The sequence below is a fragment of the Acinetobacter pullicarnis genome, from assembly GCF_006352475.1.
Classification (GTDB): Bacteria; Pseudomonadota; Gammaproteobacteria; order Pseudomonadales; family Moraxellaceae; genus Acinetobacter; species Acinetobacter pullicarnis.
The window spans coordinates 69,923-92,045 of the sequence record NZ_VCMZ01000003.1 but is presented as its reverse complement, the minus strand read 5'-3'; the positions used below and the strand labels follow the sequence as shown (position 1 = coordinate 92,045).

Below are 22,123 nucleotides of genomic sequence, written 5' to 3'. Positions count from 1 at the left end.
CGCGGTCACGAAGATTGCGGACCGGACCGGCGCAGTGGCAACGGCAGTGAAGCCTATTCCGCCGCGGTCCCGGCCGCTGGCTGTACGTCGTCAACCTTTTGGCGCTTCGGAAGCACCCAGCCGGGACGGACGAAGTGGCAGGTGTAGCCGCCCGGGCGCTTCTCCAGATAATCCTGGTGATCGGGCTCGGCCTCCCAGAACTCGCCGACCGGCTGGACCTCGGTCACCACTTTGCCATCCCACAGCCCCGAGGCATCCACATCGGCGATCGTATCCTCGGCGACGCGCTTCTGCTCCTCGTCGACATAATAGATGCCCGACCGGTAGGAGAGCCCACGATCATTGCCCTGGCGGTTCAGCGTCGTCGGATCGTGGATCTGGAAGAAGAATTCCAGGATGTTCCGGTAGCTCGTCACTGTCGGGTCGAAGACAATCTCGATCCCCTCGGCATGCGTGCCGTGATTACGATACGTGGCGTTCGGAATATCGCCGCCCGTGTAACCCACACGGGTCGAGATGATGCCGGGCCGCTTGCGGATCAGATCCTGCATGCCCCAGAAACATCCTCCTGCGAGAACAGCGCGCTGATGCATGTTAAGCCTCCTCTACTTGATCGAGATATTCACCGTATCCCTCGGACTCCATCTCGTCGCGCGGGATGAAGCGAAGGGACGCTGAGTTGATGCAGTACCGCAGACCGCCGCGGTCGGAAGGACCATCGGGGAACACATGGCCGAGATGACTGTCTGCGTGTACTGACCTGACCTCCGTCCGGACCATGCCGTGTGCGCTGTCCCGCACCTCGTTCACGTTTGCCGAAACGATCGGCTTGGTGAAGCTGGGCCAGCCAGTACCCGAATCGAACTTGTCCGTCGAAGCGAACAGTGGCTCTCCCGACACTATGTCGACGTAGATGCCAGGCTCCTTGTTGTCGTTGTACTCGCCCGTGAAGGGCCTTTCGGTGCCCGCCTCCTGGGTAATTCGGTGTTGCTCGGGAGTCAGGTGGTCGATTGCTGTCTGTGACTTTTCAAACTTCATTACAGTCTCCAATACTTATCTAGAGGGCCAGGCACGCTACCGCTAATTTTTTATGTCTCCTGATTTGCTCCTACAATGGTAGTGGGATGGCAAACGAGGTTTTACTAAGTGTTGGAAAATTAGAGATTTAAATTTCGCGTCTATTAATTCTAGCGCAACTGAGTGGTTAAGCAAGTACGTAATCAGTAAATATTAAAAAAATAACACAAAAGCACGATTATATAATACAGTGTCAGTGTTTTATGATAATCAACAACGCCTGTTTAGATGCTGGTAGATGCGAATTTTTTGGCGTACAGTCAAAATTTTCTGATGGTTGCTTAGTGTGTTGGCGCTGATGGAAAATTGACCCACCCTGCCGATTGAAATTTGACCCAGGGCGGATTGCTGATTTTGTTACCAGCAACTGTGGATAAGTCTACCAGCGCAGCTGCTGTTGCCCCCACTCCTTCGCTAGCCCAGTTCAGTTGTTTAAGACCTGCCACACGCAGCCATGTAGCAGGCCGTCGTCGCCATGAAATCAGAACGGCTCATCGTCCTCCGGTTCCTGGCCGCCCTTACGCTTTCGCTCCCGTGATTTGATCTTGGCCTGGGCCGCCAAGCTACTGTGTTGCAGGCGATAGGACTCGTTACCGGTTTCGACGATGTGGCAGTGGTGGGTCAGCCGATCCAGCAGGGCGGTGGTCATCTTGGCGTCGCCGAACACGCTCGACCATTCGGCGAAGCTCAGGTTGGTGGTGATCACCACGCTGGTGTGTTCGTACAGCTTGGATAGCAGGTGAAACAGCAACGCACCGCCGGCCTGGCTGAAGGGCAGATAACCCAGTTCGTCGAGGATGACCAGATCCATGCGCAGCAGAGCTTGGGCGATCCGCCCGGCTTTGCCGTCGTGCTTTTCGCGCTCCAGCAGATTGACCAGATCGACCGTGGAGTAGAAGCGCACGCGCTTGCCGTGCCGGGTGATGCCGGACACGGCCAGCGCAGTGGCCAGGTGGGTTTTACCGGTGCCAGGCCCACCGATCAGCACCACGTTCTGCGCGGTGTCGGTAAAGGCCAGACTGGCCAGTTCGCTGATCAAACGAGCGTCTGCGCTGGAGGCGCTGAAGTCGAAGCCGGCCAGGTCGCGGTGCATCGGCAGCTTGGCCATGTTCATCTGGTGGCTCACCGAGCGCATGGCGCGATCTGTGTGCTCTTGTTCCAGCAGGTGTTCGAGCAGCCACTTGGACGAGGCTGTGTTCGACTCACCCTGCGCAGTCAACTCCGCCCAGGCCGTGGCCATGCCGTGCAGGCGCAGCTCCTTGAGTTCCGCCATCAAATCACGCATGACCGATCTCCTCGGTCTGGCCACGCAGGCGGTCGTAGCGCGCCGTGTTAGCGACGGGGGCTTCCTTGAGCGACAAGTGGGTTTCGACGCTGGGTGGTGGTTCGGTCGCGGCCAGGCGCGCCACGACATTGAGGATGTGTTCGGCGCTCAGGCTGCCGCTTTCCAGTACCAGCTCAACAGCCACCAGCACCGCATCGAGCCCGGCGACCGGTACGGCAGCCAGAACTTGCGCCATGATCCGGTCACCGCCGGCATGACGCCCCAGACCGTGCTTAAGCTGACGCAGCGGCGCCGGCAGATCAGCAAAGGGCGCGCCGTTGCGCAGCGCACCGGGCTTGCGTTCGATCAGCGGGAGGTAGTGCTGCCAGTCATAGCTGACCTGGTCGCGATCCAGCAAGCGGACATGGCTGGCGATCAGCGCGTCGTCAGCCACCACCTCGATTCGCGTCGGATACAAACGGCTGCTGACCCACTTACCCGCATACTCACACGGCACCGAGTAGCGGTTGCGCCCGACGCTGACCAGGCAGGTGCTGGAGACCCGCGCAGGCCGCTCGACGTAACCGTCGAATGGCGCTGGCACAGGCATCAGTTCAGCGCGCTCCAACTCCAGCACTTCGGCCACACTCAGCCCGCTGTATTGAGGGTGCGTCAGCTCGTTCCAAAGCGCGCGGCAGCGCTGGCCCAGCCAGGCATTGAGTTCCTCGAAGGAGTGAAACTGGCAGTCCTGGGCGTCTAGCCAGATACGCCTGCGGCTGTCTTGCACGTTCTTTTCAACGATGCCCTTTTCCCAACCAGCGGCGACGTTGCAGAAGTCCGGATCGAACAGGTAATGCGCGCACATCACCGCAAAGCGCGCATTCACCGCCCGGCCTTTGCCCTTATTGACCTTGTCGACGGCGGTCTTCATGTTGTCGTAGATGCCCCGGCGCGGCACGCCGCCCAAGGAGCCGAACGAGCGTGTATGGGCGTCAAATAACATCTCATGGCCCTGGCTCGGATACGCCACAAGCCAGAACGCACGGCTGGCACACAGCTTCAGATGTGCCACCTGCATACGCCGGTAAATGCCGCCGACCAGCAAGCCTTCCTCGCTCCAGTCAAACTGAAACGCCTCGCCAAGAGCAAAGGTCAGCGGCACAAAGGCCTGCGACGCCTTGCCCTGTCCCCCTCGCCAGGCACGGATAAACGCGGTGAGCTGGCTGTAGCCACCGTCATAACCTTCGGCTTTGATTTGCGCCAACAGCGCCTTGGCACTGCGCCGCTGTTGCTTGGGCCGCAGCGAATCGGCTTTTAGCGCCTGCTCCAGCGTGGCGTGAAAAGGGCTGAGTTTGTTGAAGATCGCGCGGCGTTGGTAGACCGGCGGCTTGGCCTCAGGTGCTCTGACCCACTTGCGAATCGTGTTGCGCGCCAACCCGGTGCGCTTGGCTATCTCATGCAGCGACAGCTTGTCGCGGAAATACATCCGGCGAATTTTGCCCATCATTTCCATACTGATCACCCTGTGTTCTCCTGCTCAAAAATTGAGCAGAAGCAGTTGAACACCTGGGTCAGTTTTCAGTCGGCAGAACAGCCTCTACTGGGTCAGTTTTCGGTCAGCGGCAACATCCTTGCAACACGGTATTGGGACATAGCCATAAAAAAACCCCGCCTCGGCGGGGTTTTTAGTGGGGGCTCAACTCACAAGGACGCAAATAGGACTATTGCAGCAGCCGCGAAGGCCAGGCAAGCGGCCGCGATATTGAGTCGAGCGATTCGCGTGGCATCTTCAACAGGGGCGGTCACACGGCGGAGGGCTGCATCTACCTCGGCTTTGACGGCATCAGCCGTTGCCTTCGCGCTGTCCTGCATTACCTTGGCCATCGTTTCCCGACTTGCCGTCAGTGCAGCGTTTAGGATGCGCTCGGCTTTTTCCTTTGCATCAGCACCCCACCGGAAGGCAATGCTTTCTAGTTCTTCCTTGAAGGTGTCCAGCATGTCCTGTTGGGCCTTCGCAGAGTCTCGCATTAAGCGCTCGTTGATCGTGTGGAGCACCATGATCGGATCGTCACGGGAGACGGCGATGTTGTGCTTAACCGCGATTTCTTTAATCAGCTCATCTACCGGATCACTCACAGCGCCACCTCTTACAGAACGGGCACATTTTCAAGCTGTGCGTAGATTTGGCCCTTGATGATCTTGAGGCGCTGGCGCGTCATGATCGTCAGCGATTCCAGGGCCAGTGCGTCATCGAAAGTCAGGCGATCCTGGAGCATGTCGCTCAGGTCTTGGCCGTAAGTTTCCTTTTTCAAATCGGGGATTTGAATGATGGCGGCAACCCGAGCCTTGTTCGCCGTGTATGCCTTCAATTGCTCGAATGTCTTGCCCTCATGCTCAATCGGCCCCCAATACGGGTTGAGCCAGACCACGAAACGGGCCTCGGCCGGGAACTGGCTGGCGAGCTGGGCGAACCCGCTCAGGGTATCGACCAGCGCCTGGCCCCCCGTGATGACGGTGTGAACAACCAGCTCATGCCCCATTTCGTGCAGCAATGCCGGCACCTGGTTCGTTACCAGGTAGTGGGAGAGGGGCACGAAGGAGCTGGCCCCGTTGTCGATCACAACGTCATCTTTTGACGGTGCGATCAGTTCGACCAGGCTATCGAAGTTGCGCGAGTTGATTTCATCGCCATCCATTATCTGGAGGCGGCGAACATTCAGAGACGTGTAGCCGTGGAATGTCGAGTTGACCGGATCAGTGTCGAGGCACAAGGGAGCCTGGCCCTTGCTTGCTTTGTATTGAGCGATCAGAGCAGCGATCACGGACTTGCCGACGCCGCCCTTGCCCTGGAGAACCATGTGGATCTTTGCCATTAGAGTAAATCCTCTTTCCTTGGAGTTGAGTCAAACGAGAAGCTGGCCGGTGTGCTCGGCTTGGTTACGACCGGCGCAGGAGTGGTCGGCGCTGGTGTTGGCTTCGGTTTGGCCGCTGGTGTTTTGGCCGGTGTTGCTGGCCTGGCTGGAGCTTCCTGCACTACTGGTACGGGTAGGGTGACAGTTGCCGGCTGACGAATCAGCTTCTTGACGTACCCAATGAAAGCGTCATATCGGAAGGCAATAGCACCTTCTTCATAGAGCGTTTCCCAAACGTCTTTTACAGGCCATCCGTCATCGAGGGCCTGCCGTACTTCATCCCGAACAGCCAGAAATGCCGCCCGATTTTTACCCGCTCGGCCTGGCTGTTTCTTCTTCTGCGCACGTTCTGCTATGCGCTCAGAAAGGCTTTTGCCGCTCTTAGCCATGTCGATTCCATACCCATCATTACCCCGATTTAAAGCCGATTCTAAACCGATTGAAGCCTTGCACGCCCCATTCTAGCCCGATTCTGCGCGATTTCACTATATCCGTTGTTAATCTGCGTTTTATCGTTGCCTAGAGGTGGATCAATCGGCTTTGTATGCGATACTCACCTGGCGTTAAACGGCTCGAAGAGCCGGGCAAGATAAGTGAAGTTAGCTAACCGGCAAGCCGGTTAACTATCTTCACTTGCCCTTATTCGCGCTTCGCACTCAACGGGGCATCTTGCTCTGCGAGGCTGGACGGCTACCGCCGTCAGAAGCAGAGGCAAAGCCGCAAAGGAAAGCGGGATGGACGATAAGAAAATCACCAGGAAGGACACCCATTTACGGGTGCCTGTCCTGCCAGAAGAAAAAGCAAAAATTGAGGACAGCGCCCGCGCTGCTGGTAAGTCCGTTGCGGCTTACATGCGGGCGGTCGGCCTTGGCTATGAGCTGCAAAGCGTGATCGACAGTCGCCTTGTCCTGGAGTTGGCCAAGGTCAATGCCGATCAAGGCCGCTTAGGCGGGCTTCTGAAAATGTGGCTTGTGAGCGACAAGCGACTTGCAGGGATTGAGGAAGAGCAGTTGCACAGAACCATCCGGGTTGTCCTGGACAGGATCGGTGAAACGCAGGCAGCTCTTTTAGAGCTGGCAAAGAAAGCATGAGTCTTTTTTTAGCCGCTAAAAAAGGCGCGGGCAGATGATCGCCAAGCGCATTCCAATGAACTCGGCGAAGAAGAGCAGCTTCGCCGGGCTGGTGAAATACATCACCAGCAGCCAGGGAATCAATGAGCGGGTCGGTCAGGTTCGTGTCACCAATTGCCAGACCGAAGAACTTTCATGGGCGGTGCATGAGGTTCTGCACACTCAGAAGATCAACACCCGTGCCGAAGGCGATAAGACCTATCACTTGCTGATAAGTCTCGCGCCGGGAGAGCAACCTTCAAGCGAAGTGCTGCGCGACATTGAAGATCGCGTGTGCAGCGCAATCGGCTATCAAAATCATCAGCGTGTCAGTGCTGTGCATAACGACACTGACTGTTTGCACATCCACATTGCGATCAACAAGATTCACCCTGAGCGCCACACGCTCCATGAGCCATATCGAGACTTCAAGACGCTGGGCGATATATGCGCCCGCTTGGAGCTTGAGCACGGATTGCAGCAGGTAAACCACGCCCGTAAAAAAGGCGTGAGCGAATGCCGGGCCAACGACATGGAGCAGCACGCCGGCATCGAGAGCCTGCTTAGCTGGGTGCGCCGCGAATGCTTGGAGCAAGTCCAGGGCGCGAAGAGTTGGAATGAGTTGCACCAGGTGCTGCACGAAAATGGTTTGGAGCTACGCGAGCGCGGCAATGGGTTGGTAATAACCGACCAGGCCGGCACGATGGTCAAGGCCAGCACCGTCGCCCGTGACCTGTCCAAAAGCAAGCTAGAGGAACGCCTTGGGGCGTTCGAGAATCAACGTCAGCAAACCCGGGCCTCACTCAAACAAGGCAAGCCACACCCGCGTAAGCCGGGAGTCGGGCGGGTAGGGCGTAGCCCGCCACCCGCCAGTAAAAACCGGCTACGCGGCTTGTCCACCCTGCAATCTATCCAGATCGACAGTGGCAAGCGCTATGAGAAAAATCCTGTAGGGCACAAGTCAGATACCACAGAGCTTTATGCGCGCTTCCGTGACGAGCAGAACGCAGTACGGCATACGAAGGCCAAGGAGCTGGCAGCGGCCCGTGATCGCCGCGACAGGGCGATTGAGCATGCCAAGAATGTGGCCAAGCTAAAGCGCTCTTCAATCAAGCTGATGGCCACCCCTGGCCTGACGAAGAAGCTGCTTTATGCAAGCACAAGCAAATCGCTCCAGGAGCAAGTAACTAGCCTGCGCGCCGAGCACATCAAAGCCATTGAAAATATCAACACGTCACGCAAGGCGCGGCAGTGGGCTGACTGGCTTCAAGCAAAGGCCCTGGATGGAGACCAGGACGCCCTGAAAGCGCTTCGCGCACGTCCAGGAGTGAAGGGGTTGCAGGGGGATGCGGTTGCAGCTGAAGGGCAAAAGCAGCCAGCCAAGGCCGCTCCGATTGAGCAAGACCACATCACGAAAGAAGGCACCGTTATCTACCGTGCGGGAGCATCCGCAATCCGGGATGACGGCAGCAAACTTCAACTATCCAGAGGGGCCAACTTTGACGGCATTGAGACTGCCTTGCGGATGGCCGCTGCGCGCTATGGGGAAAAAATCACAATCACCGGCTCCGATCAGTTTAAGGAGCTGGTTGCACAAACGGCGGCAATTAGAAGCCTGCCAATCAAGTTCGACGATCCAGCCCTAGAGCAGCGTCGTCAATCACTGCAACAAGCAATAGAGAAGGAGAGAAGCAATGTCGGAAGAACTGACAGAGGACGAGCTGCTGGCGCAGGCGCTGGCGTCGATGGACTCAACGCCGCCAGGGGCGGACGAACCACCGGAGCCGGGCGAGGTGCTGGAGTTCGGGGACGAACCATTGGAACCGGGCTTTCTGGACGAGCTGGAACAGCAACCAGTGGACGAGTCACCGTTCGCTCCCCTGGAGGAACCGCAAAGCCTGGTGTTGCAAGAGTTGGACGCAAGCCGCCGCCCGAAAGCCAGAACCGTTTGCGAGCGCTGTCCAAACTCGGTGTGGTTCAGCTCACCCACGGAAGTGAAGTGCTATTGCCGCGTGATGTTCCTGGTGTCGTGGAGCACCAAGGAGCCAAACCAGATAACGGGTTGCGACGGGATGTTTCTAGGTCAGGATGATGTGTGCTGAAAAAACAGGAGGTTTTAACTTGGTAAACTAAACACACTCATCAGGAGTTTACCATGAGCAAGAAACACAAGACTTACACCACAGAATTTAAAGCTGAAGCCATCAAATTAATTGAAGCCAATCAAGGCAATGTCTCGGAAACGGCTTTGTTGCACAAACCTATCTGTAAAGGGTTTTTCAGCGATATAATTTTCAAATGAAGAAGCCTACACACAAAATCTACCGCACAACCAATTGGCCCGCATATAACCGAGCACTCATGAGTCGCGGAAATATTGCCATTTGGTTTGATCCTGCTACGCAATGGTATGCGCCATCAAAAGGCAAACAAGGGCGAAATCAAACCTACTCCGACGCAGCCATCCAATGCTGCTTAATGATTAAATCCTTATTCCGTCTGTCTTTACGTATGGTCACTGGCTTTGTGCAAAGTCTGATTAAACTTTGCGGATTAAATTGGATAGCTCCAGATTACACCACGCTTTGTAGAAGACAAAAGCATATTGATATTGTAATCAGCTACCAAAAAAGTAGCGATGGGCTGCATCTACTCATGGACTCTACAGGCATGAAGTTTCTAGGTGAGGGCGAATGGAAACGCAAGAAACATGGACCTGAATATCGTCGCCAATGGCGTAAACTTCATATTGGTATAGATGCTAAAACCCTGCAAATACGAGCAGTTCAGCTTACAACCAATAATGTCAGTGATTCACAGGTGCTTGGTGATTTACTTAATCAGATTCCACAAGATGAGCGGATTAACTCTGTTTATACCGATGGAGCTTATGACACCAAGCAATGCCGTCAGGTCATTGCAGATCGGCAAGCGCATGCGGTGATTCCACCTAGAAAAAATGCGAAACCATGGAAAGATACAAAGAGTAGCTCGCTAGAGCGAAATGAATTACTTCGAACAATTAAACGTTTAGGCACGACACTATGGAAAAAATGGTCAGGCTATCATCGGCGAAGTTTGGTTGAAACTAAGATGCATTGCATCAAATTATTAGGAGATAAACTCAGTGCAAGGAGTTTTGATAGCCAAGTGAATGAGATCCATGCACGTGTAGCAGTCCTTAACAGATTTACGGAATTAGGTCGACCACTTACCCAAGTTACGCCTTAAATTTGGCTCAATTAGGGGCGCTTTGCATTTCAAATCTTTGTGCAACAAAGCCGAGCATGTGCTGTTTGTGATAAATTGAGATTATGTTGAGTGAGTTCTCTAATAATTCTAAGTTGTTGAAAGTTCATAATTTGGATATAGAATATAAAAATAAGAGCAAATATATAAATAAATGCTCTTTTAGATGATCAATGATTAACGCATTGTGACGAATTCTTCAGCAGAAGTCGGATGAATTGCTAAAGTGTTATCGAAGTCTTTTTTAGTTGCTCCCATTTTTAAAGCAACAGCAAAGCCTTGCAGAATTTCATCCATACCGTATCCAATACCATGAATTCCGACCACTTTCTCATCAGTTCCTACACAAATTAATTTCATTTTTGTGAGTTGTCGATGTTCTGTTATCGCTGTATACATGGATGTAAAGGAAGAACTATAAATTTTGATGGCATCTTTACCAAATTTTTCTATGGCTTGATCTTCGGTTAATCCAACTGTTCCAATAGGTGGGTGACTAAACACCACAGTCGGAATATTTTCATAATCTAAATGTTCATTTGGCTTATTGTTAAATAAACGTTCAGACAGTCTTCGACCCGCTGCCACAGCAACAGGTGTTAACTCGACTTTACCTGTAATATCACCCACTGCATAAATGCCAGACTGTGTTGTATTTTGATATGCATCAACATGAATAAAGCGATTCTCGTTCAATTGAACTTGAGTCTTATTAAGATTGATCGCTTCAGTTGCAGGTTTTCTACCAATTGCCCAAATCAAGCAATCTACACTATGTTCTGTACCATCTTCTAGGTGTAATACAAGTGAGTTATCTTGAACTTTAGTCACTTTGTTAATCTGACTATGAGTATGCACGTTAATATTTTCACTGCGCATATTCTCTAATAGTGTTTTACCAAGGAAATGATCTAATCCACGCAAAGGCTGATGTTTACGAATAAATAATTGTACATTCGAACCCAATGCATTAAGAACACCTGCCAATTCCACAGCAATATAGCCAGAACCAACAATAGCAGTCCGCTTCGGTAAGTGTTCTAATCCGAAGAAACCATTGGAATCAATACCATATTCAGCACCTTCAATTTCAGGTTTGAATGCTTGAGTCCCCGTAGCAATTAAAATATGGTCAGCTGTGTACGTTTCACCATTTACTTCAATTGTTTGAGCATCTAAAAATTTTGCAAAACCTCGAATGACATCAACATTATTTTTAGCTAGTCCTGTGTCATACGATGTATGTATTCGGCTGATATAGGCTTGTCTGTTTTCAACTAATTTCTTCCAGTTAAAGGATTTCAATTCTGTATTAAAGCCATAGTCAGGACCATATTTATGAATCGCATCGGCAATTTGAGCTGAATACCACATCACTTTTTTAGGAACACATCCTACGTTGACACAGGTTCCACCAATATCACCCATTTCTATCAGTGCACATTTCTTACCATACATGGCAGCACGATTGACTGATGCAATACCGCCACTGCCTCCGCCAATCGCAATATAATCATAGTGTTTAGACATAAATGAAATTCCTGTTTTTTAGATTTAAAAAGTTAATGATATACGCTGAATTATCAGGAGACTTTCCCTTGGGAGATTCTAGGCAGCCAACTTATAAAAGTCTTCGGCCATTTGATTTGGTGTCTTAAAACCCAAACCCTTTTGAATTCTTCGATGATTATAAAATAATTCAATGTATTTTATAATATCTGCTTTGGCTTCTTCTCTGGTTTGATAGTTGTAATGATGCACTAACTCATTTTTCAGTATTCCCCAAAAGCTTTCAATCGGTGCATTATCGTAACAGTCTCCGCGCTTGCTCATTGAACCTTGAAAACCATATTGCTCAAGTATATTTCGATATTCATGGCTGCAATATTGACTTCCTCTGTCTGAATGCACAATCAGTTCTTTGGTTGGTTTTTGATTGTGAATAGCCATATTTAGCGCATTACAAACAAGCTGTGCTGTCATGCGCTCATTTAAGCTATAGCCAACCACTTGCTTCGTGTAAAGGTCTTTTACCGCTGCTAAGTACAGCCATCCTTCAACAGTCCATATGTACGTAATATCACTTGACCATGCTTGATTTGGTCTAGTCATTGAGAATTGTTGCTCCAGCAGGTTTTCATAGATCGCTCGATTATGGTCACTATTCGTAGTCCTTTTAAAACGCTTGTGTCGCTTACAATACAGGTGGTTCAGCGCTTTTATCTGACGTACAGCGTACATACTCATTTTTATGCCCTGAGCTTGTAAGTATTTGCTCTGTACACGACAAAAATAGATAACTCATTGAAATAATGTCACAATAATTGTTTTCTAACGACGAATACTATGACACATCTCAATGAGTTATATCTTATCTTAAACAAATATCTAAAATGGAACAAGTCACATTTAAAGTGCTTTGCGCTCATCATGCTTGTGATTATTTTAAAGCAAACATGTAATCTTTCTTCTGCATCTAAAGCCTTGCCCATCAAGTGCTTACCACAATCATTTTATCGACGTATGCAGCGCTTCTTTGCAGGTCAGTATTTCGATTATCGTCAAATTTCTCGGTTGATTTTCAATATATTTTCATTCGACAAAGTGCAACTGACTTTAGATAGAACCAATTGGAAATGGGGAAAACGAAATATTAATATCCTGATGCTCGCGATCGTTTATCGTGGAATAGCGATACCTATCCTTTGGACATTGCTTAATAAACGTGGAAATTCAGATACGAAAGAGCGCATTGCTTTGATTCAACGCTTTATCTCCATTTTTGGTAAAGACCGTATTGTGAATGTGTTCGCAGACAGAGAGTTTATCGGTGAGCAGTGGTTTACATGGTTAATTGAACAAGACATCAACTTCTGCATTCGTGTTAAAAAAACTTCATTGTCACCAATCATTTAGGAAAGAATCATAAAATTAGTGATTTATTTCGCCATCTTAAAGTTGGTCAAATTGAATGTCGTAAACGACGGATTTTGGTTGGTCGGGTGAAACTATATATAAGTGCACTACAGTTAGAAAATGGAGAGCTTTTACTCGTCGTTTCTCCTCAGTTTAATGCCAATGCTATTCAGGATTATGCATTACGCTGGGAAATTGAAACCTTATTCAGTTGTCTCAAAGGACGCGGGTTTAATCTTGAAAATACGCGCTTGACAGACCCTAGACGAGTGAAAAAATTGATTGCGGTGTTAGCTATAAGCTTCTGTTGGTGTTACTTAACGGGTGAATGGCAACATGATCAAAAAAAAGCGATAAAAATAAAGAAGCATGGACGACTCTCAATGAGTTTATTTCGCTATGGTTTAGACTATGTTCAAATGGCGATTCAGCGTTTAATTGGTTTTGGGAAAAAAGAAGAGTTTAAGGAAATTTTGGCAATTTTAAGAAGGCAGAATCCTGATAGGATAAGGGTTCTGTGAAATTTGTCGTGTACAGAGTCCGAATTTATGACAAATCTGAAAGTAAAACCAAGAATGATTACTTTATGGATATGTTAAGTGAAGTACTCAGTTGGGGTGCAAAGATTCAATTTATTACAGGTGATAGTTGGTATTCATCGACTGGAAATCTAAAAACCATAAGAAAATATGGTATTCGATTTATGTTTGGTATCGACTGTAACCGTAAGGTTTCCCCAGAAAAAGGACAATGGTTTCAACTGCGTTTATTGCCAAATTTCCATCAGGGTCAAGTGGTCTGGCTCAAAGATTTTGGCTTTGTACAATTATTTAAGACTCAGTTAAAAGAACAGCAGAGGTTTTATATTGTGCATCAAGATGAAGATGATTTATTGTCCTTTGAGGGTTTTCATGAATTACATTCAAGTCATTGGAAATTAGAGCAATATCACCGGGTGATTAAACAGGTTTGTCATATTGAAAAGTTTCAAGTAAGACGATCTAAACTGATTTTGAATCATATTTTTTTCAGCCTTGATGGCCTACGTCGAGATACAAAAGAACCAGTTTGAGCGGATCTTTGAAAATGTATATCGTTGGCAGAAGAAATTATTTAGACCAGTTATCAAAAACTTCATTGATGACTTTATTCTCGATAAAAATCATCTGCTACCACAGAGAATCTATAAATAATAGTGCGTAAGTCCTAATTAATTAAACAATAACAAGTATTTATTAGCGAGTGTCTACGAGCGCCACAACAAAAATTCGCGCCTAGACTCTCTGAAAAACAGCTTTTTAGGCTGAGAAGCCTAAATAAGCGTAAATTATATGCAGATATTTGCACCTAGACCGAGCGGAGCGAGCAAAAAAACTTCTGAGCGAAGCGAAGTCATAGTTGCTTTTGCTTTTTACATAATTTTAGAAGGTATTTGCAAAAAATTGCCCCTACGAATCGAGCGAAAGCGAGATTCAATAGGTAATCCCCCCTAAAAATAATAGGATCTAAAAGTAGAATTTTCTCTTAAGATACGAGCAGGAGATTCTGCATGAAAACATCTAAATTTACTGACAGTCAGATCATGTCCATCTTGAAACAGGCAGAATCTGGCACACCTGTAGCGACCCTTTGCCGTGAACACGGCATGAGTAATGCTACCTTTTATAAATGGCGTGCCAAATATGGTGGTATGGATACATCATTAATGGCTCGACTGAAAGAGCTAGAAGCCGAAAATACCAGACTTAAAAAGATGTATGCGGAAGAGCGATTAAAGGCCGAAATCATCCAGGAAGCGATGGCAATGAGCAGCACTGCTGCGCAAGGGTAAAGCCATCTTGCCGGCGTAAGATGGCACAACAGGCAGTTGCCCAGCATGCCATTAGTATTCGTTTGGCTTGTAAAGCATTTGGCATTAGTGAAACCTGCTACCGCTATCAAGCCAAACTCAGCGATGACAATGCACTCATTGCTGAACAGCTCATTGAACTCACTGAGGAAAATTCCGATTGGGGCTTTGGTTTGTGCTTCTCGTATTTACGGCATGTTGAGAGTTGCTGCTGGAATCACAAGCGGGTTTACCGCATTTACTGTGAGTTGGCACTGAATCTGCGTATTAAACCGAGAAGAAGACTAAAACGGCATGCGCCTGAACCATTGAAAGAACCAATCCGAGAAAATCAGGTTTGGTCATTAGATTTTATGCATGATCAGCTTTCCGATGGTCGCAAGTTTCGATTATTGAATGTGATTGATGATTACCGCCGCGAAGGCCTAGCCATTGAAGCAGGGTTCTCATTGCCCACAATCAGGGTTATTCGTACGTTGAATCAATTGCTGGAGTGGAGAGAAAAACCGTTAGTGATCCGATGCGATAATGGTCCCGAATTTATCAGTCACGAATTTGTGCGCTGGGCTACTGAGCACGGTATTCGTATTGAATATATTCAACCGGGTAAGCCACAGCAGAATGCGTATATTGAACGTTATAATCGGACTATACGTTATAGCTGGCTAAGCAAGCATCTATTTGACACACTGGAAGAAGTACAAGATTATGCAACAAACTGGTTGTGGCATTACAACCATGAAAGACCACACCAAGCAAACAAAGGAAGGCCACCTCTAATGGCTGCTTAACCTCTACTTTTAACTTCGGTTATTTATGGGAGGATTACCGACAGGAGTTATACCTAAACACCCAATATGAAAAAGCCCGACAGGATGTCGGGCTTTTTTATTGTCTGAATATTTTCGGATAATTCGTATTATATTAATTTTAGTTGAACTTAAAACTAGGCATAAAGACAAATGAAAATAGGGATCTTTTGGTACTGGAATAATCAAGTCATTGGTATTGCACATTCCTTTAATATTACGAAAGCAGACTCTATTGGCCTGATTGATAGCCCATATACACATATTGAATATTGGATTACATTGCAAGAAAAGTATTCTGAACTACAAAACTATGAGTATGAACAGATCCCAAGAGGTCGAGTAATTTTTGATACCAACAAAGAAAAATCAATTATTTATTTGGATAAGACATTGTTATATAAATCAAAAATTAATAAAGTCTATGATTTTTTTAATTTAAATCCAGAACAATCGGTGCTAAAAAAAGACTCACACTATCAAATTTGACCAACACTACTGTTAGATCAACAAACTTGCGTTAAAATACACACGATCACTCTTAGAATGGTAAGCGATATGAGAAAACGTCTTAAAGATTATAATATTGAACAAGTATCTAGTCGTGAAAAGGTTTCTGGACAAGTTTTACCTATAAAGTTTAGTAATGATGAAGCAACTAAACGAGTTGTTATGCATAGTGCTAGACGAGTGATCCAGCAACATAAAGCAGAAATACAAGAGTTAGCTTATAAATGAGCTTGATTAGTTCGACATTCGTAATTGCTGTACATGACGAGATTTTGCTTCAAACAGGTGTAGGTCGATCTGGTTGCCAGATTGAGAAACTGGAAAGCGTCCTAAACCGTATAGATCAGCAAATGTATTACAGTAATGTGAGTGATATCTTTGAAATTGCTGCATGGTTTGGTATTGCAATTTCTAAAGGGCATGCATTTGTCGATGGAAATAAAAGAACAGGGCTAGGGTGATGCTAACTTATCTTGAAATCCAAGGTGTGACCATTTAAGAACACACGGGTTTAGATGATTTAATGGTTGATATCGTTGAATCCCAAGAAGATCATGAGCTTTTAGCCAAACTGGTAGCAGGATTCTTATATGAGCTATCTATAATTTAATTTATTCAATCTGTATTTTTATTTTTGGGTCGTTAATGTTAGAAAGTATCTCCTTATAAATTAAATAGTTTTCATCATCTCGGCATACAAAAAATACTTCTTCAACACAGTCATATTGGGGAAGTGTTGAAAGTATGGTACCAATTGCAATTTCGGCTGCCAGTTGGCGAGGAAAACCATAAACACCTGTACTGATGTTTGGAAAAGAAATAGTTTTTACACCAACATGGTTAGCTTTCATAATCGCATTACTATAAGCATCACAAAGCAATTGTGGCTCATTACGCTCACCATCTAACCATCTTGGCCCAACAGCATGAATAAGATATTGGGCAGGCAGGTTTCCAGCAGTAGTAACTTCTGCTTGTCCAGTTGAACACCCGCCTTTTTCTTGATGAAGTTGAATACATTCAGTCTTCATCAAAGGTCCTGCTTTTTTATGAATGATATAATCAAGCCCACTGCCACCAAGCAAAGACTTATTCGCTGAATTAACGATAGCCTGTACAGCGAATGTTGTAATATCTGTTTGGATTAAAATAACTTTCTTAAGATTACTCATTTTATCACTATAATAAAATCGCTAAGGTAGCAGTAATTTTTTGGAAAACCAACATGACTGAAAAAGAACATATTAATCAATATATTAAGAGCACGTGTGATTTAATCATTCAACATGTAAAAAACATTATCACTCTTCAAGAAAACATTAATAAACCATGGGGATATAGCTCCAGATTAATGGAGCATTTATTTCATCCAGAAAATGAACTGCTTTTTAAAGGATACTCAAAGAATATTTTTAATAATAAATCAGCAATGGCTATTAAGCCATGGAAAGAACATATTGTTCCCATGGCTTATGTCTTTAACAACTTATGGGTATTAATTGAAAGCAATGAATTATCAGATGCTGAACTCTCCAAAATTCTACAAAGAAATCTTGGTGTAGCCCATATTTCCTATGAAGAACAGAAAAAGTTAGATGCTAAATTTTCAGGATTAAAAACAAATATGCCTAATGGATGGTGTTTGAAAACAGGTGATCCTATAGATCGTTTAAAAGCAGTTGGTATTGAATTAGTTGATGAAAATGGGGTTGAAATTCAATCTTTAATTACCCCTATTTAACATAAAATCTCTTATGCGCAGTTCTGGTGTTATTCACCAATTAAAATGTCCAGTTTTTCAAAAATACAAAAATGTAGTAACATTATTGTATGTAAATTGGTACTAATCTATGAGCATGGAATTTGAATGGGATGAGGCGAAAAATAAGAGCAATCAGAAAAAGCATAAGATCAGCTTTGAAACTGCATTGCATATTTTTAAAGATCCATTCTTGTTAAGTAAGCAAGGCCGCTTTGAGAATGGTGAATGTCGATGGCAGGCTTTAGGGAGCATCCGGGGAGAGACTGTAGTGCTAGTTGCCCATACCTCTCACTTCGAAGATATAACCGAAGTTGTCCGTATCATTTCAGCCCGAAAAGCCACATCACAGGAGAAAAGAGCGTATGAGCAAAATCGTTCGTTACAAACTTGAAGAATTGACTGAATTAACTGACAAGCAAATGGCTGAAATTGAAGCATTGGCAAAACGTCCAGACAATGAAATAGACTTTTCAGACATCCCTGAGCTAGATGAAAGCTTTTGGCAAAATGCAGTCCGTAATCCCTACTACAAACCAGTCAAGAAATCGACCACTGTTCGGATTGATGCTGATGTCATGCAGTGGCTTAAATCCCAGGGCAAAGGCTATCAGACCCGAATGAATAAAATTCTACGTGAAGCAATGCTAAAAGAACTGAAAAACCATTCCTAATTTTACAGGATTAAAAACAATGAACTACTTTGCACAGGATCCCTTCTAGGTAATGTTACCTAGGAGGAATCATGAAAAAACTGAAATATCAGTATAAACAATCAGTACACAGCAACCCACACGATTACTTTTGGCAGATTTACCCCAATGTCAGAAGTTCGATGTTTAAAGAATTTAGTACGCACCAAGAGCGAAGTTTCTATTTTCTGCACGTTATTGAATACAAAAACTATCCGCTTAAAATTCGTGTTGCACGTGGTGCTGGCTTACCTCATGTTTGGGATGATTTTCCAAGCTATGTCTATAAAGTTGCCAAAAGCTGGAAGCACAATTCCAGAAGACAGCATCAGTACTACAAAGAACATGAGCAAAAATAAAAAATGAGGGCATAACGCCCTCTATAGATATATTTTTTTGACTTCGTATAAGGTGTATTATGTTTATTTTAGAAAAACTAATTGATTCTTGAAAGTAAACAGGCTTCCATTATCAGATATTAAGAGGTCTCAAATTCTTTCTGATAATAGATTAACTAATACTTTTAATTCATCTCGTAATTGATTTAAGTTATCAAACTCAATGTTCTTGGTAAGCTCTTTAGGAATCTTTTCTGCTTCAGCAGATAAGTCTCGCCCTTTATCTTTTAATGAAATAAGAACTCGTCTTTCATCATTAGGATCACGTGATCGATTAATTAGACCTGAACCGTACCGGGTTTGTCGGAGACTTTTTATTTAAGTTAGGCCACCTGACCTAACGGATTAATCTTATCATAGTACATTGCTTCAAACTCAAAAGGCGATACATAACCCAGTGCACCGTGTACACGCTTTTTGTTGAACCAATCTACCCAATTTAATGTCGCAAGTTGTACATCTGCTAAACCTTGCCAATCTGCTTTTAAATATTCAATCACCTCTGTTTTGTATAAGCCATTCACCGTTTCAGCCAGAGCATTATCGTATGAATCACCCGTTGTACCGACTGATGCTCGTAAATTTGCTGCTTCTAAACGATTGGTATAGCGAATAGAAAGATATTGAACACCTCTATCTGAATGATGAATTACATTCTTTGGCATGCCTCGATCGTGCAATGCTTGCTCCAATGCATCGAGCACCATATCTGTATTCATCCGTGTAGATACTTTCCATCCAACAATTGCTCGTGAGAACACATCAATAATAAATGCGGTGTAGACCCAGCCAGAATTGGTTTGAATATACGTAAAGTCACTGACCTGAGCACTGCTTCGCAAGGGTCAGGTCGATCAGCACTAAAATTCCGTTTCACTAAATCACCTGCCCGTTTTTGATCATCTCGGCTGCGGGTAGTTTGTTTGTTCTTACCACGCCAAACACCTTGTATATCTAGCTTTTGCATCAATCGAGCAACTGTACAACGTGCAATAACATAACCCTCACGTTTCAATTGTTGCCAAACTTTACGTACACCATATCGACCTGAACTTTCTTTCCAAATACGTTTGATTTGCTCTGCATGATGTAAATCATGCAGAGCACGTTTCGCTCGATGTTCTGGGTTATCAACGAGATCTAAAGCCCGATAATAGGTCGAAGCTGCAATCGGTAAAATTCTACAAATCGCTTCAACACCATATCGATCTTTATTGTTATGGATAAAATCCACCATTATTTGTGTGAGCGGTCGAGCTCCGCCTGGGCGAAAAAAGCGGCTGCTTTGCGTAGAATTTCATTGGCACGCTTTAATTCTTTAATTTCACGTTCCATTTGCTTCATTTTTTCTTGGTCAGATACCTGTTGTACTTTGGCGGGATTTTGTTGATCTAAGTATTTTTGATACCAAACACGTAGTGTTTCAGGAGTACAGCCAATTTTAGGAGCAATAGCTGTGATTGCTGCCCAAGTAGAAGGATAATCTTTTTCAGATTCAATTAGTAATTGAACCGCTCTTTCTCTAATTTCGGGGGTATAGTTTGGTTTTTTCATCGGAATAGTCTCTCAGAATATTGACTCTCCGACAAACCCGGTACGGTTCATACAAGCGTGTTGAAATCATATAATCAAAGGCTGATTCTGATTCACAGAAGCGTAAATGCTGCAATTTTCCTGTAGCATCATCGATAAACACCAGCAGACAGCATTTAGCAGCGCGTCCTTCAAACCAGTCATGATATGAGCCATCAATTTGGATCAGTTCACCAAAGCAATCCCGGTTGTAACGAGGCTGATACGGGCGTTTCAGGCGCTTGGATCGAGGAATCCATAAGTCAGCTGCAATCATCCAGGAACGCAGGGTTTCTACTGAAAGATCGAATCCATGTACGGTGGTGAGCTTTTCATGCGCTAAAGTGGGTCCGAAACCATGGAGTTGGTCAGAAACAATATTGAGGCACTTGAGTCTGAGTTCTTCAGGAAGTTTGGAATTGCTGATTTGGCCACGACCGGCATGGGCTAATGCAGCGGGACCTTGAGCTTTGTATTTCTGCAGTAAGCGTCTGATCTGACGTTCTGAAATATGAAGTAGCTGAGCAGCCTGGGATTGAGTTATGCGTTGATCGCAGATTTCCTGCAAGACCGACAATCGTTTAAGTTCTTTATCCGACATAGACACCAACATAACAAACCGTCCGCTAACGAAATTGCAAAAGTGCATATTCTAAAAGCGGACATTTTTACTTTGGAGAAACCGAACATTTCTACTTGGGGCTTACAGATGCGTTTCGTATAAGCTCTATTATGTTAATTTTAGATTTACTAAAACTATTTTTTGAGAACTAGGCTGTTATGGGAACTGTAAAGCTCAAATCTTCTGATGAAGTTTTTCAATTAAAAATTAGTCTGCTAGGTAGTGATCCTGAAATCTGGAGAACTATTCAAATTTCATCGGCAGCTACTTTATCTAGGCTCCATAAGGCAATTCAATCTGCTTTTGATTGGGAAGATAGCCATTTACATGAATTCACGACTATTAAGCATGAAAAGATCAATAAAAGACAAAAATTGAAAGAAGTTCTACGTGTAGGTAAAAAAATTATATATACATATGATTTTGGCGATTGTTGGGAACATTTGATTACTGTAGAAAGCAGACAATCTCCTGATTTAAATAAAAAATATCCATGTTGTATAGATGGTCAAAATCATGCTCCATTTGAAGATATTGGAGGAATTTTTGGATATCTTGATATTTTAGATGCATTACAAGACCCCAAACATCCAAGATATGACGATTACATGCAAATTATCGAGGATGAAATAGGAGAGATAGAGTTTGATCCGACCTACTTTAATTCACATGATATTAAGTTTTAAACCTGATTTAACATAAGGGCTGTTACACGAAATTGCAACTAAATATAGTTGCAATTATTATTTAAAAGTAACTATACTTAGTTGCAATAGCAGTAGGGCTGAAGTATGGGTAAAACGGAAAAGTTACTGGAAAAATTTGGAAATTCAAAAAATACATTTCCGTATAAAGATTTAGTCGTTTTACTGAATCAGCTAGGCTATGAAAAATTTGAAATGGCAGGCTCTCGTGTCCGTTTTTTTAATACGAAAACTGAACACATGATTTTACTGCACAGGCCACACCCTGAAAATGAAATCAAAGGTGGGGCTTTGAAATCTGTAAAACAGGCACTCAAGCAGGAGGGATTTTTATGAGCTATTTAAAATACAAAGGTTATCTAGGTACAATTGAACCTGATCTTGAAACAGGTGAGTTATTTGGAAAGCTTGCATTTATCCGTGATCTCATCACTTATGAAGCAGAAACATTAAAAACTCTTGAACAAGCTTTTCAGGAATCTGTCGATGGATATTTAGAGTCTTGTGCTGAATTAGGTAAAAAACCCGATCAGCCATTCAAAGGTACATTTAATGTCCGTATTAGTCCTGAGTTACACCGTAAAGCTGTTTTAGCATCAAGTGATAATTCTCTTAATGCTTTTGTAAGCGATGCGATTCAAGAGAAATTAATGCGTTTAGGTGCTTAATTTATTGAAGCCT

The 22,123-nt window shown here is 45.3% G+C and carries 23 protein-coding genes, 7 pseudogenes and 1 other annotated feature; of the genes and pseudogenes, 17 read left to right on the top strand and 13 right to left on the bottom strand.

Annotated features, from left to right (window positions below; genetic code table 11):
* Positions 1-53 precede the first annotated feature (53 nt).
* From msrA to FD716_RS18490, 7 genes are all read right to left on the bottom strand, one after another.
* Positions 54-593, bottom strand: a complete 540-nt coding sequence (gene msrA, locus FD716_RS18520; protein WP_003464967.1) for a peptide-methionine (S)-S-oxide reductase MsrA — start codon at positions 591-593, stop codon at positions 54-56.
* Between the two features lies 1 nt (position 594).
* A complete protein-coding gene (msrB, locus tag FD716_RS18515) occupies positions 595-1,038 on the bottom strand; it encodes a peptide-methionine (R)-S-oxide reductase MsrB (protein WP_003464965.1) in 444 nt (147 codons plus the stop codon).
* Positions 1,039-1,558: 520 nt separating this feature from the next.
* Positions 1,559-2,362: an IS21-like element ISPst3 family helper ATPase IstB gene (gene istB, locus FD716_RS18510; RefSeq protein ID WP_010454871.1), complete on the bottom strand. Its 804-nt coding sequence runs from the start codon at positions 2,360-2,362 to the stop codon at positions 1,559-1,561.
* Entirely contained in the window at positions 2,355-3,854 is a 1,500-nt protein-coding gene (istA, locus tag FD716_RS18505; RefSeq protein WP_024012635.1) for an IS21-like element ISPst3 family transposase, read from the bottom strand. Before istA ends, istB begins: the two co-directional genes overlap by 8 nt.
* A gap of 188 nt (positions 3,855-4,042) precedes the next feature.
* The gene (locus tag FD716_RS18500) at positions 4,043-4,477 is read right to left on the bottom strand and encodes a conjugal transfer protein TraM (RefSeq protein WP_026444294.1); all 435 of its coding nucleotides are present in this window, start codon (positions 4,475-4,477) and stop codon (positions 4,043-4,045) included.
* Positions 4,478-4,488: 11 nt separating this feature from the next.
* Positions 4,489-5,214, bottom strand: coding sequence for a nucleotide-binding protein (locus tag FD716_RS18495; RefSeq protein ID WP_026444295.1), 726 nt, complete (start codon positions 5,212-5,214; stop codon positions 4,489-4,491).
* A complete protein-coding gene (locus FD716_RS18490; RefSeq protein ID WP_034593984.1) occupies positions 5,214-5,642 on the bottom strand; it encodes a TraK family protein in 429 nt (142 codons plus the stop codon). The genes FD716_RS18495 and FD716_RS18490 overlap by 1 nt, the downstream gene beginning before the upstream one ends.
* Positions 5,643-5,987: 345 nt before the next feature.
* Between FD716_RS18490 and traJ the strand changes: the two genes are divergently transcribed.
* The 4 genes from traJ (at position 5,988) to FD716_RS18470 (ending at position 9,593) form a co-directional block, all read left to right on the top strand.
* Positions 5,988-6,344: a conjugal transfer transcriptional regulator TraJ gene (gene traJ / locus FD716_RS18485; RefSeq protein WP_026444297.1), complete on the top strand. Its 357-nt coding sequence runs from the start codon at positions 5,988-5,990 to the stop codon at positions 6,342-6,344.
* Between the two features lie 34 nt (positions 6,345-6,378).
* Positions 6,379-8,454 (top strand): TraI/MobA(P) family conjugative relaxase, encoded by a 2,076-nt coding sequence (gene traI, locus FD716_RS18480; RefSeq protein ID WP_034593990.1) that lies wholly within the window; start codon positions 6,379-6,381, stop codon positions 8,452-8,454.
* A gap of 63 nt (positions 8,455-8,517) precedes the next feature.
* Positions 8,518-8,664: a transposase gene (locus FD716_RS19465; protein WP_005028587.1), complete on the top strand. Its 147-nt coding sequence runs from the start codon at positions 8,518-8,520 to the stop codon at positions 8,662-8,664.
* Positions 8,661-9,593 carry an IS5-like element ISAba12 family transposase gene (locus FD716_RS18470; RefSeq protein ID WP_058971768.1) on the top strand — a complete coding sequence of 311 codons (933 nt, stop codon included), beginning with the start codon at positions 8,661-8,663 and terminating at the stop codon, positions 9,591-9,593. Before FD716_RS19465 ends, FD716_RS18470 begins: the two co-directional genes overlap by 4 nt.
* Positions 9,594-9,788: 195 nt before the next feature.
* On the opposite strand, the gene gorA is transcribed toward FD716_RS18470, so the two are convergent.
* Together gorA and FD716_RS18455 are read right to left on the bottom strand one after the other, a co-directional pair.
* Entirely contained in the window at positions 9,789-11,141 is a 1,353-nt protein-coding gene (gene gorA / locus FD716_RS18465; protein WP_002122354.1) for a glutathione-disulfide reductase, read from the bottom strand.
* 78 nt (positions 11,142-11,219) lie between these two features.
* Positions 11,220-11,888: pseudogene (locus tag FD716_RS18455) on the bottom strand (IS3-like element ISAba22 family transposase); the annotation flags it as partial.
* 69 nt (positions 11,889-11,957) lie between these two features.
* Here FD716_RS18455 and FD716_RS18450 point away from each other — a divergent pair.
* From FD716_RS18450 to FD716_RS18425, 6 genes and pseudogenes are all read left to right on the top strand, one after another.
* Positions 11,958-13,048 (top strand): IS4-like element ISAba1 family transposase gene (locus FD716_RS18450; RefSeq protein ID WP_110925086.1). Its coding sequence is split into 2 segments (ribosomal slippage): positions 11,958-12,498 and positions 12,498-13,048, totalling 1,092 coding nucleotides; the frame shifts between segments, so codons are not numbered across the junction.
* 20 nt (positions 13,049-13,068) lie between these two features.
* Positions 13,069-13,720: pseudogene (locus tag FD716_RS18445) on the top strand (transposase); the annotation flags it as partial.
* A 356-nt stretch (positions 13,721-14,076) separates the two neighbouring features.
* A pseudogene (locus tag FD716_RS18440) lies at positions 14,077-15,167 on the top strand (IS3 family transposase).
* Positions 15,168-15,338: 171 nt separating this feature from the next.
* A complete protein-coding gene (locus FD716_RS18435) occupies positions 15,339-15,674 on the top strand; it encodes a hypothetical protein (protein ID WP_002125021.1) in 336 nt (111 codons plus the stop codon).
* Positions 15,675-15,743: 69 nt separating this feature from the next.
* Positions 15,744-15,923 carry a hypothetical protein gene (locus FD716_RS18430; RefSeq protein ID WP_026441249.1) on the top strand — a complete coding sequence of 60 codons (180 nt, stop codon included), beginning with the start codon at positions 15,744-15,746 and terminating at the stop codon, positions 15,921-15,923.
* Positions 15,920-16,305 (top strand): annotated as a pseudogene (locus tag FD716_RS18425) (type II toxin-antitoxin system death-on-curing family toxin). The gene FD716_RS18430 and the pseudogene FD716_RS18425 overlap by 4 nt, the downstream one beginning before the upstream one ends.
* Position 16,306: 1 nt before the next feature.
* On the opposite strand, the gene FD716_RS18420 reads toward FD716_RS18425, so the two are convergent.
* The gene (locus tag FD716_RS18420) at positions 16,307-16,867 is read right to left on the bottom strand and encodes a macro domain-containing protein (protein WP_002125033.1); all 561 of its coding nucleotides are present in this window, start codon (positions 16,865-16,867) and stop codon (positions 16,307-16,309) included.
* A 53-nt stretch (positions 16,868-16,920) separates the two neighbouring features.
* Between FD716_RS18420 and FD716_RS18415 the strand changes: the two genes are divergently transcribed.
* From FD716_RS18415 to FD716_RS18400, 4 genes are all read left to right on the top strand, one after another.
* Positions 16,921-17,436: a hypothetical protein gene (locus tag FD716_RS18415; protein ID WP_139853762.1), complete on the top strand. Its 516-nt coding sequence runs from the start codon at positions 16,921-16,923 to the stop codon at positions 17,434-17,436.
* A gap of 109 nt (positions 17,437-17,545) precedes the next feature.
* On the top strand, positions 17,546-17,848 hold the full coding sequence (locus FD716_RS18410; RefSeq protein WP_139853761.1) for a BrnT family toxin: 303 nt from the start codon (positions 17,546-17,548) through the stop codon (positions 17,846-17,848).
* Complete coding sequence (locus FD716_RS18405; RefSeq protein WP_004676270.1) at positions 17,820-18,128, top strand: BrnA antitoxin family protein; 309 nt, start codon at positions 17,820-17,822, stop codon at positions 18,126-18,128. Before FD716_RS18410 ends, FD716_RS18405 begins: the two co-directional genes overlap by 29 nt.
* Before the next feature lie 71 nt (positions 18,129-18,199).
* Positions 18,200-18,505: a hypothetical protein gene (locus FD716_RS18400; protein ID WP_139853760.1), complete on the top strand. Its 306-nt coding sequence runs from the start codon at positions 18,200-18,202 to the stop codon at positions 18,503-18,505.
* Positions 18,506-18,634: 129 nt separating this feature from the next.
* Here the strand turns inward: FD716_RS18400 and FD716_RS18395 are convergent.
* The 3 pseudogenes from FD716_RS18395 to FD716_RS18385 form a co-directional block, all read right to left on the bottom strand.
* A pseudogene (locus tag FD716_RS18395) lies at positions 18,635-18,832 on the bottom strand (MarR family transcriptional regulator); the annotation flags it as partial.
* Positions 18,833-18,867: 35 nt separating this feature from the next.
* Positions 18,868-20,098 (bottom strand): annotated as a pseudogene (locus tag FD716_RS18390) (IS3 family transposase).
* Positions 19,707-19,823 (bottom strand) — a sequence feature (AL1L pseudoknot). (Overlaps the previous pseudogene by 117 nt.)
* Before the next feature lie 49 nt (positions 20,099-20,147).
* A pseudogene (locus tag FD716_RS18385) lies at positions 20,148-20,717 on the bottom strand (helix-turn-helix domain-containing protein); the annotation flags it as partial.
* A gap of 179 nt (positions 20,718-20,896) precedes the next feature.
* Between FD716_RS18385 and FD716_RS18375 the strand changes: the two are divergent.
* The 3 genes from FD716_RS18375 to FD716_RS18365 all read left to right on the top strand — a co-directional run bounded on the left by FD716_RS18375 (position 20,897) and on the right by FD716_RS18365 (position 22,110).
* Positions 20,897-21,424 (top strand): plasmid pRiA4b ORF-3 family protein, encoded by a 528-nt coding sequence (locus FD716_RS18375; RefSeq protein ID WP_000537572.1) that lies wholly within the window; start codon positions 20,897-20,899, stop codon positions 21,422-21,424.
* A gap of 105 nt (positions 21,425-21,529) precedes the next feature.
* Positions 21,530-21,778: a type II toxin-antitoxin system HicA family toxin gene (locus FD716_RS18370; RefSeq protein WP_044425274.1), complete on the top strand. Its 249-nt coding sequence runs from the start codon at positions 21,530-21,532 to the stop codon at positions 21,776-21,778.
* The gene (locus tag FD716_RS18365; RefSeq protein ID WP_035270373.1) at positions 21,775-22,110 is read left to right on the top strand and encodes a type II toxin-antitoxin system HicB family antitoxin; all 336 of its coding nucleotides are present in this window, start codon (positions 21,775-21,777) and stop codon (positions 22,108-22,110) included. Before FD716_RS18370 ends, FD716_RS18365 begins: the two co-directional genes overlap by 4 nt.
* Positions 22,111-22,123: the final 13 nt, after the last annotated feature.